The sequence below is a fragment of the Candidatus Uabimicrobium helgolandensis genome (assembly GCF_041508025.1).
In the GTDB taxonomy this organism is placed as follows: Bacteria; Planctomycetota; Uabimicrobiia; order Uabimicrobiales; family Uabimicrobiaceae; genus Uabimicrobium; species Uabimicrobium helgolandensis.
Genome location: NZ_CP165719.1, coordinates 8,300,394 through 8,320,043, shown reverse-complemented (window position 1 = coordinate 8,320,043; position 19,650 = coordinate 8,300,394). Strand labels below are relative to the sequence as shown.

The 19,650-nt window shown below is 34.7% G+C and carries 9 protein-coding genes; 2 read left to right on the top strand and 7 right to left on the bottom strand.

The window, feature by feature from the left end; all coding sequences use genetic code 11:
• Positions 1–122: 122 nt before the first annotated feature.
• From UABHE_RS30655 to UABHE_RS30640, 4 genes are read right to left on the bottom strand one after another with little or no spacing between them, the layout of a single operon-like run.
• The gene (locus UABHE_RS30655; protein WP_372367216.1) at positions 123–2,516 is read right to left on the bottom strand and encodes a M1 family aminopeptidase; all 2,394 of its coding nucleotides are present in this window, start codon (positions 2,514–2,516) and stop codon (positions 123–125) included.
• Positions 2,517–2,527: 11 nt separating this feature from the next.
• Entirely contained in the window at positions 2,528–4,237 is a 1,710-nt protein-coding gene (locus UABHE_RS30650; protein WP_372367215.1) for a M14 family metallopeptidase, read from the bottom strand.
• Positions 4,238–5,887, bottom strand: a complete 1,650-nt coding sequence (locus UABHE_RS30645) for a trypsin-like peptidase domain-containing protein (protein ID WP_372367214.1) — start codon at positions 5,885–5,887, stop codon at positions 4,238–4,240.
• The gene (locus UABHE_RS30640) at positions 5,881–7,581 is read right to left on the bottom strand and encodes a S1C family serine protease (protein WP_372367212.1); all 1,701 of its coding nucleotides are present in this window, start codon (positions 7,579–7,581) and stop codon (positions 5,881–5,883) included. The genes UABHE_RS30645 and UABHE_RS30640 overlap by 7 nt, the downstream gene beginning before the upstream one ends.
• A 187-nt stretch (positions 7,582–7,768) precedes the next feature.
• Between UABHE_RS30640 and UABHE_RS30635 the strand changes: the two genes are divergently transcribed.
• Positions 7,769–8,626: a hypothetical protein gene (locus tag UABHE_RS30635; RefSeq protein ID WP_372367211.1), complete on the top strand. Its 858-nt coding sequence runs from the start codon at positions 7,769–7,771 to the stop codon at positions 8,624–8,626.
• A 7-nt stretch (positions 8,627–8,633) separates the two neighbouring features.
• The gene (locus UABHE_RS30630) at positions 8,634–10,184 is read left to right on the top strand and encodes an FHA domain-containing protein (RefSeq protein ID WP_372367209.1); all 1,551 of its coding nucleotides are present in this window, start codon (positions 8,634–8,636) and stop codon (positions 10,182–10,184) included.
• Positions 10,185–10,226: 42 nt separating this feature from the next.
• On the opposite strand, the gene UABHE_RS30625 is transcribed toward UABHE_RS30630, so the two are convergent.
• From UABHE_RS30625 to UABHE_RS30615, 3 genes are read right to left on the bottom strand one after another with little or no spacing between them, the layout of a single operon-like run.
• Complete coding sequence (locus UABHE_RS30625; protein WP_372367208.1) at positions 10,227–10,727, bottom strand: NUDIX hydrolase; 501 nt, start codon at positions 10,725–10,727, stop codon at positions 10,227–10,229.
• Between the two features lie 8 nt (positions 10,728–10,735).
• On the bottom strand, positions 10,736–15,421 hold the full coding sequence (locus UABHE_RS30620) for a protein kinase (protein ID WP_372367207.1): 4,686 nt from the start codon (positions 15,419–15,421) through the stop codon (positions 10,736–10,738).
• 11 nt (positions 15,422–15,432) lie between these two features.
• Complete coding sequence (locus UABHE_RS30615) at positions 15,433–19,422, bottom strand: tetratricopeptide repeat protein (protein WP_372367206.1); 3,990 nt, start codon at positions 19,420–19,422, stop codon at positions 15,433–15,435.
• Positions 19,423–19,650 lie beyond the last annotated feature (228 nt).

Genomic DNA, 19,650 nt, shown 5'->3' with positions numbered 1-19,650 from the left:
CAAAGCAGTTTCTGTGGTTAAAGTATAGTTCTATACTATGTTTTACGTACAATCAATAAAACTGTTTGCGAAATCACTAAATTAGAAAATTTAGCGTACCAATTTTTGGTACGCTATAAGAATTATTTTTTTAAGTTAGTAATTGCTTTTGTCGCACTATTTTGAAGACTAAGTAAGTCATCGTTTTCTGATATTTTAATAAGAGCTGGTATTGCTTTCTTTGAGCCTAGCTCTTCTAGAAGAGAGATAGCCGCACTGCGGATACGATGATCTGAATCGCCAAGTTGTTTTATTAAACTATTTAACATTAAACTTTTTTTGCCTTTTTCTTCTTTGAAAATTTCATTCATTGCTGTTGTACGGCAACGTATTGGTTTTCCAGGTTTTACCCAACTACGTAGTATCTCAAGACCTTCATGTTTCTCTACATCTGTTGCAACGCTTAATGCTGCTTGACGAATGACATTCAAATGTGAATCCATCTTGAGAGCTTCATTTAATAGTTCCATCATGTCTTTGGTACTTAAGTCAGTGCCATTTTTGGTGTATTTACTCAAAGCTTTAATTGAATTTGCTTGTACGCGATATGACATGTCATTGTGGAACATTGATTTGAGAGCAGGAACTGCTGTTTTGCGGTTGAAACGATTTTTAGCTAAAGCGTTTACAATACTTGCGCGTACACGAGCATCTTTGTCTGCGATTGCGGCAATTAAGTGGCTTGCTGCTTCTTTACTGTGGACACTTCCTAGTAAACTTGCAATACGTGAACGCACTCCATAAAAACTATCGTTCTTTAGCGCTTTGCCCAAAGCAGTGATTGCTTTATCACTCGGGTATTTTACAAGAGCTTTGGCAGCGTTTAGTCGTCCATAAAAATCCGAATCTTTTGATAATTGTTCTATCCATTGTTGTTGAGTTTGTTCCATCTTTAGTTCTTTTAATATTGTACCATCTTTATCAAAAGCGATGAAAAGAGGTTGTTCTTTGCTTGGTAAATAGATACGTTGCTCGCGACCTTCTAAATCTACAGTGTATACTTTTTTTCCTGATTTAGTGGTAAGTTCGATAGGGAGTGTTACGCGAAATGGCGATTGCTTTTGCGTCTGCTTAACATGAAGAACAGCCATTTGATGTTTGTTATCCCATTTCCAACTTACTTGGAATTGTGGGTGACCAATACCATAAATCCATTGCTTAAAGAACCAATCGAGATTCTTGCCTAAAGTATCTTCAAAAGCGTTTTGTAAATCGATTGTAGTTACTGCACGTCCACGATGACGATTTAAATACAATTGTGTTGCGCGTACAAAAGAGTCGTGGCCAAATGTTTTGCGTAGCATGTGTAGGATCCATGCCCCTTTTGCATATGCATGAGAGTCGAAGACATCGTCGCGATGTTTAAATGTTTTCCATACCATAGGGTGACGATCAGAACCAATATACCATTCGTATTCGCCTAATAGTTCCTCTTTGGCTTGATCTTTGCCCATATCATGCTCTAGCCATAGAACAGTGTAGTATGTTGCAAATCCTTCGTTTAGCCATATTTGTGACCAATCGCGACAAGTCAGAAGATCGCCCCACCACTGGTGCGCTAATTCGTGTGCAACAAGAGAATCACTACTCCAGTTTAAATGTGCGCGCTTGTCATGAATCGTATTTTGATTGTATGTTGATGCTGATACGTTTTCCATTCCACCAAAAGTGAATTCTTCAACAGGGGTTTGTGCGTACTTTTCATAAGGATATTTTGTGCCTGTGAGCTTTGAGAAAAAATCCATCATTTTCGGTGTTTTTCCAAAAGAGCGCAAAGCATTGGGAACATCTTTTTTTTGCATGTAATACTGAAGGGGAATATCTTCAAAGTTATCATTGAGTTCTACAAAATCGCCAATAACTAAACTAACTAAGTAGGAAACATGAGGGACACTTGTTTTCCAGTGAAATTTGCGCCAACCATCAGCTTCTTCTATTATTTTTTGTAATTTACCGTTAGAAATCGCAGTGTATGGTTTGCGAACGCTGACCATTGTTTCACTTGTACACAGTTGATTTGGGAAATCATAGCATGGGAACCAGTAATGAGTTTCTTCTGCTTCCCCTTGTGTCCAAACTTGGTATGGTTTGTTAGGATAACTATGATTAGGTTGAACGAAATAGGTTCCTCGTTTTGGGAAAGCGGTATAATGAATGGTAAAGTTAATTGATTCAGCGCGACGGTATTTACGAGAAAATTGAATTGTGAGTTTACGTCCTTCATGCGAAAAACGCAGGTCTTTACTGCCTGATGTAACTTTATTTACGGTCATATCTCCAGCATCGAGAGTTGTTTTTTCTACATTCTCCCAAAGAGGAAAAACAGTGTATGTTACATTGCCCCAAACTTTTTTTTGCTTTTCATCTACACGTATGTCTAATGTGTAATGGTCAATATTTACTGTTTGTTGAGATGGATGCCAAACTTGGGCAATGGTAGGCATTATAAAAATACCTAGTAGTATTAAAAATTTCATGAAGATTTCCTTTATGTATCTTTAGAGACATGATCATGTCCCTTATGTAAAAAAAACGACTGTTCGATATTGCCAGCCTTACAAGATGTAGCTGTTATTGTAACTTTATCTTCGTTAACAGTGCGTATAATCCACTCGATTTTTTTGCGATTATCTGTAGGAGAGTGATAATAAGTCATGCTGTTTTTATTTGAGCGCCCCTCTAAATGTCCTATTTCTACGCGTTTTTGCCCTGATAAAAGTGTGGCATTTTCAGGAAGGACGATATCAATGTATATTGGTTTTGTAATGTGCATATTCTTTGCTTGGTGTGACACATATGTACTGAAGTAACCACTATTTTGCAAGATAACTTCAAATTTATACAAGCCATCCCCTAGCAAAGATATTTTGTGGTTATATATTTCTAACTTTGGTGCCAAAGAAGCCATTTGCATAATGCAGTCAAAATGAGGAGCTAGTTCATCTTCAAGTAGATTTTGCGGAGGATTTCGCCAAGAAAATAAATGTTCTAGTCCTCCAATTTCTATTTCCCCTAACTGAGGATGATCGAATTTTTCCCAATTCACTAAGGTGTGAGGTGCATTCTTTTCAATAAATGAAAGAATTTTGTCATCGTCAGTTATTGGGTGTCTACGAAACCAATCTATGAAGTTTTTTTCGTCATTTTTTTCACTTATTCCCGCAGCAGTAGGAAGGTCCCATAGTTCTACAGTAAATGTAAATATACCGCGATGTTCATATGCCCAATCGTCAAATGCTCCTGAAATGATTTCTTTTGGGTGATATTTAAAGTCGTGGTAGCCTGATACTGTAGGGTATTTTGTTGTGTCACTTGCTATGTCTTCTAAAGCTTCGAATATCCACAAATCAGAGGTGTTCATGTCGCTATCTGGACGATCACTAAATGCCCGTATAAAAACGCGACTGTACGTGTGGTATGTTATTGCAACAAAAATATTGGGATGCTCAGCAATAAAGCGTACAATATTTTGAATCTCGACCTCAGAGCCTGCAAAGTCACCTGCCCCTTGCTGTTCACCTTCTGGACGCCATTTTATTGGGAAATTACGGTTAAAATCTAGTTGATGTGGAAAGATACTTGGTATGTTACATCCGTCGTATTCAGGGACGGTTCCCTCAGCGAATAAACGATAAAAAGGACCTGCACTTTCAAAATCGGTAGGTGTTCTCTTTATCATAAAGTTGGGATTTTTAGGGGAGACTTTCCAGTCTCCTGTTGGATCTTCTATACGCATTTGTAAAATGCGACCGTCATCGTTGATATCTTCTACGTAGAGGTAATTTCCATCTTCGCCATATTTTCGCACACCAGAGCGATAAAACGCTGGTTTTTCCGCGAGGGCTCTTGTCATTCCATCAGGGTTAATACAGGGAACACAGTAGAAAGTAAGGTTATCTATAAGTTCTGTAATGAACTTATTTTGACCATACTCTTTTGTGCAGCGATGTATAAAATATAAAACCATCGCTGACGAGGTAATTTCGATAGAATGAATGTTGCCGTCTATCCAGAATGCTGGCTTGTTTTTATGGCAACTCTTATTTTTATTACTCACTATTATTAGAGGAATGCTACGCCCTTCGTATGATTTTCCTACCTCAACAATTTCTAGTATATGAGGATATTGCTTTTGGAGCCAATCTATACGACTGGTTATTTCGGAAAAGTTATAGTAAGTGTCAAAACGTATATCCAATTAAAATCCTCCACCATAGTTTCTCTTTAACCCGAGAGTTACTTGTAAATTTTGTGTTTTTCCGTTACGCAGTATCTTGATGTCTATTTTTTCGCCTGGTTTTAGGCGATTGAGTAGTAAATGATAAGAGCGTTTATTACGCAATTTATATTTATTTATCTCAAGTAAAACATCGTCGCGTCTTAGTCCGCCGCGATATGCCAACATTCCTTTTTGTACGTTTAAGATGGTTAATTCTTTTTCATCTTTTTTCATTTCTGTAATACTTGGCGTTTTCTGTAGTTCAATTCCAAATGTTTTGACCCCTTCTTTTATAGTAACCACTAAAACTTTTTCGATGCCTTTACGGATAACTGAAATCTCAACAAGCGCACCTTTATTACGTGGAGAAGAGTACAAAGAGAATAGTAAATTGAAGTAGTTAGGAAAACGTTGTATGATGTTAGGAGTAATTTTTTTACCAGCAAAAGAAACAATTATGTCTCCTGGTAAAATACCTGCTTTTGCAGCAGCGCTTTCGGGAACAACGCTTTTAACAAGCAATGTTTTTGCTTGATATTTTCTAAACCCACGCGAAGGATAAAATGAAATTTCGAGTTGTGCTCGTCCGCGTATATTGTAAATATTGAGCATTGTTTTGTATGTTTTTTTCTTGTCTTGTCGCAAAATATCAAATGTAAGACTACTGTAAGCTGGATAACTACGAACCAGTCCTGTAAGACGCGAAACAGTGGCCACAGGATAATTGTTTACATGAGTAATGAGATCTCCTTTGCGAATACCTGCTACGTAGAGACCACTTGTTTTATCTAAGTAACGGACATACGGTTTCTTTTCTTCACCGCTAATTCGTGGAAGTCGAACACCTTTTAGGTGTCCATGGTAGACAAAACCACCTTTCGCGCTTTTTAGAAACGGTAGAAAGCGTTTGATTTGGTTGCTGGTTATAGCGTAGCCTATTCCACTACTTACGCGAATCTGAAAACGGCTGTCAATTTGCCCATTAATTCCAACTAACTCTCCAGCCATTGTAATAAGAGGGCCTCCAGAATTCCCTGGGTTCAAAGGTGCGTCGGTCATTATCGCATCTGTATAGTTAAAATGAAAGCGGCGAAGTGCGGATATAATACCAACAGTTACAGTTGGTTTCTCATCGAGGTTACCCATTCCAAAAGGATTGCCAATCGCAATAACTTTTTGGCCTGCTTTGAGGAGATCGGAATTACCTATTTTTATGTGAGGAAGATCTTTGACATTGCGTATTTTCAATAAACTGATATCTCCATATGGATCTGTGCCTATTAAGTCAGCATAGTGCATTGTGCCATCAGTGGTTCGGATGCGCCATGTTGCTGCGTCTCCAGCAACGTGATCATTAGTAATGACATAACCATCACTACTAATCACTACTCCTGAACCACTTGCGTCAACAAATACGTAAGACTGCAAAGCTTTTGCTATAGCCTCTTCTAGAGGTGATTTACTTTGTTGAATTTCTGCTTGTTTAGGTTCCTGTTTTACATCTTGTAAGTCTTGTGTTTCTTGGACCTCTTTTATATCTTGTAAGTCTTGCGTTTCCTGGACTTCTTTTATGTCTTGCGAAAAAGCAGTACAGAGCAGTAGCAACATTATTTGGAATATTTTTACCATGGTCTTTCCCCTAGCGTAGCCGTTAGTTTTTTCTTTTCGTTATTGCGAATGATTTCAAATTCGATTTTTTGCCCAATCTTTTTCGAGGTAATTAAGCGAACTAAATCTGCCCATTCTCCGACAGATGTATTGTCGAGGGAGATAAGTATATCACCTGGTAAGAGACCGGCCTTATACGCTGCTGAATCCATACTTACAGTTGATATGATCGCTCCTTGGGGAACATTTTTATTCTCCCAAAAGCTAACTCCGAGAAATGGTAGTGATGGATTCTGGGTTGATTTACCTTTTTTTAAGTCTGGAAGGATTTGGAGTAAAGTTTCAATTCCTGTGAACATTGAAACGCCCGAATTTAACCCCCACGTAGCCTGAGGATATATATGTCCTGCAATGCCTACAAGTTGCCCTAGAGTGTTGATAACAGGTCCACCACTATTGGCGTAATTGATGAAAGCTTGTGTTTGGTATACTTGAATTAAATTTAAGTTGCGTTTTATTGTACTGACAATACCAATATCACAAGTAATATCAAAACTAGCCTGCAATTTACCACAAACTCCTATCCATTGTCCAACATTCAGATTAGTTGTAGAACCAATAGAAAAATATTTAGCGCACTTTATTGGTTGTTGTGGTTTAAGAAGTGCAATATCATAAGGTTTATGAATAGCAATAAGTTCTGCGTCTATTTTTTGTTTAGGAGTATGAATCGTAATTTTTTGTATTGCTCCTTCGCCTTCTTGGCTAGTAACTTGGTAGGCGCTGGTTAATACATACTGGCCTTCCTCGATAATCGTTCCTGTCACCCAGCTTTTTGGTCGTTTCATGATTGAAGCTTTACGTTGCGCGCTCATTCTTTGATTATTTTGTCTGGCTTGTTTTACTTTTACATCCTTGCGAACTATTTCTAGGGAAATGACATTTTCAGAATATTCAGTTCCTTTACTTGCTATAGTTTTTTCGTCGTTCTCCATACTATTTTCGTATGGTTGTAAAACAAAACTATTTAAATCTAAAAGCTTTTCCAGCATTAAGTGAACAGGAATTGCTGTTCCCATTCTTCTTTCTTCTTGCATTGCTAAAGATAGAATACCTAACAGTTCGCCGCGGTGGTTTACTAAAGGACCACCATCAGAACCAGGATTAAGTGCTGCATTTGTCTCAATCACAGTATTTGTGTATTTCGATTCGCTTTCCACATTTTTAGTAACACGGTATACTCCAGAAACTGTTCCTTTTGAAATAGCAACTTCACTGTCATTTTCAATGGAATGGAAAGGATTTCCAAATGTATAAACGCGATCACCAATAGTTGTTTTTGTTGAGTCGGCTAAGGGAATATGTGGAAAATTGTTACCGTTAGCTTTAAGAATTGTTGTCTCTAGCTCAGGATGTATACCTACGCAAGATGCAGAAACAATTCGACCATCAGTAAAGTATAGTGTTATGCTGTATGGCACTTTGGGAACCACTGTTAAGTTTGTTAACAACAAACCTTCTTTGGAAATAATTACCCCCGTACCGTAGTAATACAAAAGTTTGGGACGATTTTTTTCGCCGCTTTTATCTACAAGGACACAGTTTATTCCTACGACTGCTGGAGAAACCTTTACTGCGATATCCTGAGGCGTAAAATTCTGGGCACTAATTCCAGAAATAAGTATACATAACAAGTATATTAACTGTCGTTTCATATAAAGCCTTTCACATTCGTTCAAAATTTTGTTAAGGACGCGCCTGTTGTATTAGCACATCTACAGTGGTTAAAAAAATCTGCTTGGTAACTTTACCGTTGCGTACAAAATAAATCTATGCTATATATTTAAGGATTGACGCATTCTAGCAATTTCCAAAATATATGTAAAATTTCGAGACCGCATAATGAAAAAATCAATTTTTGAGAACAAAAAAGTATTGTGGACTTCATTGGCAATGTTTGGATTTATGATTCTTTTTGTAGCTCCTATCTTTTTTAATGTTGAAGAAAAAAGTGCCCGACGAAAAATTAACAATCTCTGTTATATAAATTTACAGAAACTAGGAACTTCTTTACTACAATATGCTAAAAAAGAAGGGAAATTTCCGCAACATCTTTCTCAATTAGAATCTAATTCGACAAAGTTTACATCTTCACCTTTAAACGGTGCTCCGTACGCCTATTTAGCTAGTTTAAACAATAATGTACCTTTTAATATTCCTATTCTTGTTGAACACGATGCTCTTCATGTTACTCGTCGTGGTGAAAAATATGGAATGGTCCTCTCTGGAGACTTCAAGATCTCTTACGCAACGGAACAATTACTTAGTCGTTATGTACGTTCAATGGCAAAATGGCAAAAAATAATCCAAACAAACGATGCGGCGCAATTATTTCAAAAATTAAATTCAGAAATGCAGTATCGCAATGACAATATAACTATCAACCTATTACTATGGAAACTTGGCGAATTAAAATATAAGCCTGCTATACCTATTATGAAAAAATGTCAGCAGTATTACAACCCTGCAAATAGCCAAATTTATTCTTTAGCTCGCTCTATCGCTTTTCAAGCTAATTATTCACTATATATGTTAGGCGAAAATTACAATAAAAAATTTATGGCTCAGTTTCTTACGAGTGACAACTACTTTCATCGTAAAAAAGTATGGGGTATGTTAAAAAAACAGGATGAAATGTTAATTAATACACCTATTTCTCCTCGTCATGCACAACTATACCTAGATCTACAAAAAAAATAGGGAAAATATGGATTACAATGCTTTTCACTGCAAAATAGACATTGTTCGCAATGTACCTGATAGTATTAAAAATCGCGATACTTTTGTAAGTACGTTTGATAATTTTTTTACGCGGACACCCACCTCTTTTATCACAATCGGTAGTGGTAGTAAATCGTCTATTATTATTGATAATATTGATTCTGCTCATTGTTCTTTTAATTTTCAACAAGACGCTCTGTTTATAAAATCTATAGGCGAAACTGTTTTAATGTACGAAGATAAAGAAATTTTGTTAAAAGAAGGTGATTTGTACACTGTACCTTTTAATCCTAATGAATTGATTGATTTTTATACTCTTTTAGAGTGGAAAATCATTATTCATCCTTATGTTGAAATTTCAGGCAAGGTAACTCTTGAAGAGGGTATAGAAAAGGAAAGTATAGAAAACTATTTAGAAACAAAATATGGTGAAGTAAGAAAACTTAGCGAAAATGATCGCCATTTGATTTACAAAATAAATGAAGATAGGGTTGCAAAGATTCTTCATCCTTACCAGAATAAAGATCAAGTGAAAATTGATTACTTTTTTCAAGTAGCAAAGGCTACTAGTGATATCAATGATGAATTACTCTGCGAGATTAAGGCTGCTTACGCTGATTTACCTCATGTACTATTAGAATTTTTTCCCGGAGAGACTCTCGCCAATTACCTCGCAAAAAAAGGGCGTATTGGATATCGAGAAACATTTCTCGTCATAAAAAAAATAGCCGAATTTTTAAAACATACTCGCGAAAAAAATTATATTTGCAAAAATTTATCGCTTAACAATATTTTGTGTGCTGGAAGTAAAAAAATAAAGTTTATTGGTTTTGGTAGTGCGGATACAGTTCTACCAGAAAAAAAAGGTGATTTCTTTTATCTAAGTCCTGAATATATTAGAGAAGAGACTCTTTCTTTCCCAACGGATGTTTTTTCTCTTGGCATTATGACTTATCGTTTAATTAGTGGAAAATTTCCTTTTCAGGATATTGAAGAATATAGGAACCATATAAAAAACGGAGTCTCTCTCTCTAAGTCAAATATTGAACAAGGATCTAGCTATATAACCCCTCAAATTGCTAGTTTTTTAGAATTAATGTTGTCTTTAAATCCTCAAAAGAGGCCGACTCCTAGCGGGGTACTTGATTGGCTAAAAGATATTTATGATATCAAATTATGGCATAATGTTCTCAATATGGATGAAGAAAATGTTTTTTACGGTCTTCAAGTTATTTCCTCAGTAAAACCTATTCGTGGTGAGATTTGTGCCCTCAAGGATAATAAAACTTTTGTTATCGGTCGTACTGCTGATATTAATATACCAGGAGATAATAGAATATCGCGTCAACATACAAAAATTACGTTAGACAATGGTGTATGTATTCTAGAAGACTTAGGGAGCAGTAACGGTACAAAGATAAACGAGCAAAAAATAAGTGAGCGCAAAATAGAAAGTGGGACTTCTTTTCTTATTGGTGAAACTGTTTTGTGTTTTTGGGACTTTCGAAAATTAAAACAACAACGCCAAGCTCATTAATTGATAAACTTTTGGTTTGTCATTAAAAGTCTGAATTAAGAATTACTTACGTAAATTTTGGTACAAATAAAAAGCACTTATTGCTAAACTATGAGTTATTTTCCCTGTGCAAATCCAGTCCTCCATAGTTGTTGGTGAAATAAGTACTGGTTCCGTATTCTCATGCAAATCGTTTTTAATATCAGCGATTTTTTCCACGTTTTTTGCCAAAAAACTATGGCAACGATTATTTTGAATTGCTGGATTGGGGTGCATCCAACCTAATGAAATCCATTGACCTTTACCATATCCCGTTTCCTCTAATAATTCTCTTCTTGCCGCTTCGAGTGGATTGTTATCTTCGTTATCAACCATACCTGCTGGTAGTTCTAAAGTCATATCGTTAATACCATAACGATATTGTTTTACCAAAATAATCTCACCTGTTGTTGCAATTGCAACTATATTTACCCAGTCAGGACATTCTATACAATAGTATTTATGATTGTCGTTATATGGTTTAGATGAAGTAATTTTGAAAATGTGAGTAGTTAATTCGTCCATAATTTCCTCTAATTTAACAGTTTAACGCGGTCCATTAATTCAACGTATGTTTTCGAATTCCCTAAAGCTTTCTCAATATTTGCGTGAAGTAAAACATATTTTTTATTCCATGGGCGTTGTTTTTGGGCATTTATAATTTGTTGTTGTGCTTTTTGTAATTCTCCATTACTGAAGTAGATTCTTGCTTTCCAATATAAGTAAGACGGATTTTTTTCCATTCCGGTAATATAAGAAAGCGTTTTACTGCTTTGTGCGTGCTTTCCACAAGTATACTCCATTACTGCTCGTTCTAGCAAGCAACGGTTACTTTTCAAATTGAACTCATGTGCTCTTTGCGCACACATAAGCATAATACGCTTTTCTTCTGGAACTAACGCGGGAACTTCTGTTTCGATATTGAGAAGATAATTGTCATAATATTCGTTATTAACTTCATGAAAGATAGAAGAGCTTAGTTTTGATATCCTGTAATAGCGTTCGTATAAGTAATAAGAATAGCCAAAAGCACCTCCCGTTTGAACGAAGGGACTGTAGCTCTTAACTTTTGCGTGAAATTTTTGTAGCTTATTCATGTCGTTGCAGGTCAGTAGTATATAAATACCTGATGCTGCTGATGCTAAAAGAACATCGCGATCTTTATCTGTCTCTAGAAACTTTTCGGCATAAGGCAACATTTGTGGACCACTTTGAGCTATCCCTAAAGCGACAGCAAAACGATCATTATTATCTTTAAGATTAATAAGGGAAATAGAATAACGTGCTCCTTTGCCATCATTTGCGCGCATGAGATAAGTAATAACAATAAAGCGAATACGTGGGTCGGGATCCTTTAGTATTTTACTAACAAATGTAAGTACTTTAAAAATAGGTATTTTTGATGTACTTTGTCCTGTTTCGAAATAAGAAAAAGGTGCTAAGCGCATTGTGATATCTTTGGTGGAATCTTGAGTAATTTTTAGAAGTGGAATAATCTCTCCACGTATTGCAAGAGTTGAAATAGCTTGAGCGCGCACATCTTTATCCTCGTCTTGAAGTTTCTTGCGAATTTTGGGTATTATCAAGGGGGAAGATATTGTTTTCATTTTAGCAATAGCAATTTTGCGTAGAATAGGGTCACTGTTATCGGCAAAATGAAATAGACTTTGTAAATAACGATCAACTAACTGTTTCCGAAAAGCGCGCGTGTGATTTTCCATTGTCCAGAATGTATCGAGAGTGAATTTTTGTAATAGCGGGTTTTGGGATTTTAAAGAACGCAATAATAATCGTAAAGGCTTTTGATTTCCTGCCAGCCACATTTTTTTAGCGCTACTTAGTTGTACTTTTGGATCTGAGTCTTCTAGTAAGTTATTGATAATTTGTTTATTCAAGTCTACATGATCAATGCATTTTATTTTAAGAAAATAAGATTGTGTTTTGATTTCTTTGTAAAGTATGTTTGGGTTAGCTATAAACTTTAATTTTGCCAAAACTATTTTACATATGAGACTAACCGACGACTGCTCACTATTTTTGCCTTCATGAAGAAGATTAATTGCATTACGGGTTTTTAGTAAGGCTAGTGCTTCTGCAGCGTAAAAACGAATCGCAATTTCTTTGTTTTCGTTGTAGATAAGGTATTTAAGAACATCGATCATCTTGTTGCGCTTTTGATATAATTCAAGTAATGCTCTTTGGTCTAACGCGATAAAATATCTCGCCAATATTTGTTTTACATAGATTTCGCTATCTTTGAAATACTTTTGGCGTAGTTTTTGATAAAGTTCTTGAAGATAAAGACGCGTTTTCATTCCTAGCATTTTGTCTTCGGATCTCAATTTTACAAGCTCTTGAACTTGATGGATATAGTATAGTCCTTGTAATCCATTGCTCGCTATTTGTATGACGTCAGCCGATGAATTTTTTACTATAGTTTTTAGGAAACTCCGTGCTAAGGAAATTTTTGTTTGGTCGTATTTTTTCTCTTGAGGTAGAGTAACATCAAGTAATTTTGCCGCTAGTTCGTGCTTAATGTCTTGGAGTAGATCGAGATTGACCCTATCATAGATATCTAATAGTCGCCCTTTCAAGGTATTTTGTATTGTGAATTTTTTGAAAGGGTCTTTTTCTCTATAGCCACATTCATAAATATAAGAAATTAGATCGACGTTGTTGCTTTTTAATTCCACGCACTTTAAAAAGTCATAGTTTGCCAAAGCCCACTTTTTCATTTGTCGATATACTAAACCCCGTTGTAAATAAAAGTTAGTTTTCCAGGGTTGTAAGTCAATACAGATAGAGTAGTGTTTTAGTGAAGACTTATACTCTGAAAGCTCTTTGTAACACTGAGCCAATGAGAAATTTATCTGTACATTACTACTGTCTATTTCTAGCGCTTTTAATAGATATTTTTTTGATAGTTTGTATTTCTTTATTTGTTGTAGTATCTTTGCTGAAAAATAAAAAATATCTACTCGTTGACTTACTGTTAAAGATGTATTTTGTTTATCACTAGCAATTTTAAGAAGCTTTTTTAGTATAGAGCTTGCTTGTTTATGTTTTCCTAGTTGATATAAAGAGATACCTAAATAGTAGTTTACTAATGTTTTTTGCGAAGGAATTTGTTGTAAAAACTCAGATGCTTTTTTGTATTTCTGTTTGTGATAGTATGCAATTGCAAGATGTAACTTACTATCGATATTTTGTAGTTGTTTTGGTATACCGTAATAAAAAGTTATTGCTTCATTGAATTTTTGCGTGGCAATCTGCAATTGTAGTATTTTTTGGTATATATATGATTCTGAAGTTTTTGATAGTAAATACTGGTAACTTTTTAGGGCATCTTCTTTTTGGCCAATTTTTAAGAGCCATTCCGCTTGCAATCTATAGTTTGCCGAAGAAGGATTTAATGAAATAGCATGGGTTATATCGTTGATCGCGGCTGTTGTTTCTTTTCTCAAATTATAAATTTGCGCACGTTCATAATAGGCTATTTCACAATGAGGATAGTTACCTATTATTTCGTTTAAAACCACCAATGCTCCTGTCCAGTTCTTTTTTTTCTTATGGTTTTTAAGCTTTTCCAGGCTATTATTTATGCTGGAATTTTCTATTTGAGTTGCAATTGCAACGTCTTGTTTGAACTCTTTATTATGACGCATTTTACGATGTATTTGCGCTCGAAAACGGTAGTACTCTGAATTTGGAGTGCTATTTTCAATAGCTCTGTTTGCCATGGACAGGGCTTTGCTGTATTTTTTAACTTGGAAGAAGAAATTACTAAAAGCATATAGAATTTCGTTGTTATTTTTGTCTTGCTTTATAGCTAAAGAAAAGTATTTATGTGCTTTTTGAGGGTTATTAAACCATTCATATTCGATTTGTGCTTTTGCTGCGAGAATAAAAGGGGTGTTTTCTTTGGATGACTTAAGCTTGTGAATAGCTTTTTGGTATTGATTTTCGCGAACAAAATCAATGACATCATAATATATCTGTTGATGCTTTTTTAGTGTAGAAGAGTAACTACTGCTACTATACATCCACATCGTGGTTGCAATAATTGTACTGAGAACAAGTATCAGGGCTCTTGAGACTAACTTGTGATATTTTGCCCACCAGTACTTAAAAGAAATTTTTATGCGCTCTTCGTTTTTTATGGCTTTTTTTTGACGGAAGTTTTTGAGTGCTTCGGCTAGTGCTTGAGCGGATTGATATCTATCTTCAGGATTTTTGGCAATTGCTTTTAAACATATATAATTGAGATTACTCGGAATAGATGTATTTATCTTTTTTGGTGGAGTAGGCAGTTCTTTGAGTATTTTTCGATACAAAGAAGGCATTTCACCTGCAGTAAAGGGAAATTGTCCACTGAGGATTTTATAGAGAATAACTCCCAAGCTATATATATCAGTGCGGTGATCTATTGCTTTTCTACTTCCTCTTACTTGTTCAGGAGATAAGTAAAAAGGAGTACCAATAACTGCTCCCGTTTGTGTCAATGAAGATTTTTTATTTTGATGTTTTGCTAAGCCAAAATCTGCAAGATAAGGTTCGTTATTCTTGTCTAACATAATATTAGCTGGTTTTATATCGCGATGAACAATTTCTTTTTGGTGCGCATAATGTAGAGCTCTTGAAGCTTTTTCTAATATTTTTAGATATAAGTCTCTATCTTGTTCTTCCTTGTCAAGTAGTTGTTGAAAATCAATTCCATCAATATATTGCATTGTGAAATAGGGCATTTCTTTTTCTTTACCAAATTCATAAATTGGAATTATATTTGGATGGTGTAACGTTGAAACCGTTTCCGCTTCTTTGTAAAAACGCTTAACTTGTACAGGATCGCTTCCCACAGCAGGTAAAAGTGTTTTTAAAACCAAAATTCTTTTTATGTCTGGTTGTTCTACTAAGTAAACAACTCCCATTCCACCGCGGCCAAGTTCTTTTATTATTTTGTATTTACCGAATTTTTTGGTTGGTACTACTTCTTGAGAGTTTTTACCACCACCAGTATTCATGTCGCGGATTACTTCAACAAGATTGTGGGCAGAAATTACTTTTTGTTGTACAAGAACTTGACCAAGATTAATACCTGTTTGATTGCACTTGTTTAAAAAATTACTGAGAGTATTTTCATTTAAAATACCCTTATTTTTTAAAGTCTTGGCAAGCTTTTTATTGTATGTCGTTGTTTGCGATAATGCTTCTTCTTCCATGAATTAACACCTTAATCTCTTTTTGGTAATTTTCCCTCAATACTCAGTGTAAAGTCGCGGTCTTTTTTCTGAGTATTTTCTTTAATACTTGCGGTGACTTGTTTTGCCTCTAGTAGTAACTCTTCGTTGACGTGTAGTGGAGCAGTTTGCGCTACTTCTTTATAAAAATTTACCACTTTTTCGCTGTAAATATAAGCTTGTTCTTCGTTGCCCAAACTTAGGTATAATTGAGATATGTTATTCAAAAGTCTCATTTCTTCTTGCTCAACACTGCTATCTTGACAGTACTCAAGTGCTTTTAGTAGTGCGTCCAAGGCCAATTGTATTTTTTTCTGTTTTTCATGAGCGCTTGCTAAACGCAAAAATCCCTCGATGAGACTTCTATTATCTTGCATTTGTATGCGTATTTGGATATTTTCCTTATAAAAAAAGGTGGAGTCTTCGTAAGAGTTAAAATTCATGTGGTAATCACCTAATGCTAGAAGTGATTGACTCAGGCCTTCTTGGCATTGTATCATTTCTTCATAAATAGCTTGTTTGTTTCGCGAAGAAACGTAGTTTTTTAATTCTTGGTAAATTTGGCAAGCTTCGCGAAGATGAGAAACCGAATTTTCATATGAACTACTTTCAACAAGTCCTTCTTTAGATTTTGTACGAGCCAAATAAATAAAAGCATTAAATAAATCTTGTTGCTGTTCTAAACTTTTTTCAACAGGAGTCATTTTCTGAACTTTATTGTAATAAATTTGACAAGTTTTAAAGAGTAGATCCTTATATGTTGTTACAAGATGTTGTTCATTATTTTTTTCATATATCAATATGAGATTGGTATAAGTACTTATTAGTTTGGATGAGTTATCTGTTTGTATATATAGGCTTTCTAAATGATTTAAAATAGCAATGATATCTATTGCCAAACATTCTTTAGAAGATTGTGCTATTTGTAATGCTTCTTCTGCATGAAAAGTCGCTTGCGCTAATTCTTGTTTTACAAAATAGACTTTGCTTATATGGTACAAGTCTAGGGTGATGAGAGGTACGATACTGTAACGGCGGTCTAGATCTAGCATCGATAAATTATAATTAAGTGCTCCATCAATATCTTTGTTATTGATGTATACATCGTTTATTTTTTGAAGCACATCGCCAATTAACTCATAATGATTTATTTCGCGAGCAATGGTAAGAGCTTTGTGTAAGTTTTCGAGTGCTTTTTGGATATTTTCCATAAAGTTGTAAGTGCAACCTAATGAAGAATAAGTTCTTGCAATGGAAGAAGGGTTTTTCTTTTTTTCGTACTCATCCAATAACAACGAAAAATTTTCTAGTGCTTTATCGTAATCATTTAATGATAAGAATGTTTGAGCCATCCGTTCTAATTTTTCGCAGTCCAATTCTTCTAAGAAAGAAATATTGTCTTTTGGGTCTTGCAAAAGTGATATTGTATCTTGGTATTGCAAAACTTTATTCTTGTTTCCTATTACAGCATAGCGATTACTTAAAATTTGTAGTAACTCTATGACAAAGTCTTTGTTTTTATCGATGAGTTCTTTGCTAGCTATTTCTACACAGTAAGCTCCTTTTTCAGGGGTTTCACTGTCTTTATAAAATAGACAAAGGGCCATTAGTAATGCATGAAAAATTTCATTATCTATATCTATATCTGTATCTCTAGTAATATCAACGCATTTTTCCAAACTATTTATAACTTCGGATGTGAATACTAAAGAAGATTTATCGAGTATTAATTTAACTTTGCTTAAGCCGTAATTGATTTTTTCATTATCAATATCTTTAAATATATCGAGAGCTTTTGTATAAAAAACAATAGATTTTTCATATTCTTGTAATTGGTAATATCGTAAGCCTGTTTGTGAAAGATAACTACCTAATTCTCTTGGAGGAAGTATATCGCAACAAAGTTCTAATAACTCTGAACAGTATTCAATACCATAAATACTGTCGTTTGTATCGAACAATTGCTTGGCTGCTTCAATTATTGTAGAAGTTTCCTTTTTCTCTATTAAAAGTTGACATGTTGTTGTTAGTTGGTTTATTTGCTCAATCAAGTGGCGTTTTTTGTCGATTGTAATATCAATGCTCAACTTGCTATTTTGGCATTGATTTTCGTAGATGTCTTTAGCGTCGATTGCGCAAATATCTTTTAGTAGGTTAATTGCTCTTAGATAAAATTGGATTGCATCGCTATTATCTTCGCTGTAAACATTTGCAATTTTAGCATCGATATACGTTTGCAAATAATAACTTTTGAACTCAACACATCGTTGTTCTTCGTCTTTTAAAGTTCCTAAAAATAAAATACTTTGAGTTTGGCGCTCTTTTATATGTATTTGTTGAGCTATATCATAATGTTTGAAAGCTAATTCTGTGTTTTTTAAACGAACATGAACGTCTGCAATAGCTATAGAGTGCAAACCTTTCATATACCACTGTTGTGTTTCTTGTAGTGCTTGTTCGTACATTTTGAGTGCATGAGTGTAGTTTTTTTGAATGAAATAAACATCACCTATACGATGGAGAGTTTCTTCCACATAACCGTTATCGATTTTTTGGGCGGTATTTAAAGCTTTTTGTAAATAACTATAAACTTCATTGTACTCTTCTATTTCTTGATGCCAATGCGCAAGTAAATGCAAATCTTGGTAATATAGGGAAAAAGACTTAGCACGCCCTTTTTTTTCTCGTAAAGAGACAATATTTGTAAAGTATTCTACTGCTTCTTCTATTTTGCCCTGAGAGTATAAAGCAATTGCTATTTCGCGATATAAGCGATCTATTTCACTGTCGTTCTGTAATTCTATGTTTAATTGTAAATTTTGCTGTAAAGAATCGATTAGTTTTTCTTGATTATTTTGCGTTTGGTAGATAGTGCATAATTTAGCTAATACTTCGCATGCCTTGGGTTTATTATGAATAGCATAAGTATCTAATGCTTTCGATAAATATTGAATGGCCGTTTCAGGTAACTTTTGTTTAGCATATACATCTCCAAGAAAATCATTATAAATGGCTATTTTTCTAGTTTCAATATCACTCACTAAACTAAGAGCATTGTTTATTTTTGCAATTGCTTCTTTGTATTGTTGTTGATCGCGGTATACTGCTGCAATATGGTACATTTCATGGGCAATATCTTTTCTCTTACCAAGATTGATTTTTAAGGCGACAGCTTGTTCGAAGCTGTTTAATGCTTGTTCATAACATTTTTGTTTACGATATATTTGACCTAAGTTACTTAAATTTAATGAAATTTGATATGTGTTATTGACTTTTTTATTAAACTTAAGTGATTGTTGGCAATACTTAAGAGCGGCTCCAAAGTTTTGGTACTGCATGTACAAATAACTCATATTATTGTAATTCATTGCAATGCTGTTATATTTTTTTTGTTGGATATTTAAGCGGACCGCTTCACTGTAATAATATAAAGCTTGGCGATAACACTTTGCATTTTGAAAATTAAAAGCTGCCTGCTCTGTATATTTTGCAAGACTTTCTGCGTTGATTGGACGAATACGCTTTAATAGTTCTGCTAATTTTGCATAATGCGCAGCCGCTAAGTTCGGCTTTTTCTTTTCATGAAAATTTTGTGCTTTTGCTTGTAAAGGTGAAACGAGATCAATGAGTTCTAGTTCATTTTTATTCACAAAACTTTTATCAAAATCACTAAGCGATTCGTATAAGCCAGGGTTGTAATCAAGGTTTGCTGAAATTTCTTTTCCTAGGATAGGATTCTCTTGTTTTATTTTTTGAGCTTCATCAAAACATTTTTGCGCGCTTCTCATATCATTACTTTTTTGATAGCAGTAACCTGCGCGGTTTAAATAATCTAAGATGATAGAATAATCTGCATCGTCTTTTATTTTTTCTAGAGTTACAAGATGCTGGTATATCTCTGATCCGGCATTATAATCTCCGTCTTGCTCGAAAATTTTAGCTTCGTTAAAAGTACTGAGTTCCTCGCTTATTTTATCCATCATATTCCTTATCAATACATGTTTTAATAAAGTGAATGAATACAATCCCATAACTGTGTAAAAGAAACATCATTTTTAAGTTTGTGCTGTACAACGTAAACCCATCTACGCAATTATGAGGTTTGCACTCTAGCCTATGGCATTGATGGTTGCAATATAAATTAACCCAAGTTGCGACTTGGAGAAATACAAAAAATGTTATAATTGTTTATAACTTCGATGATTTAACAA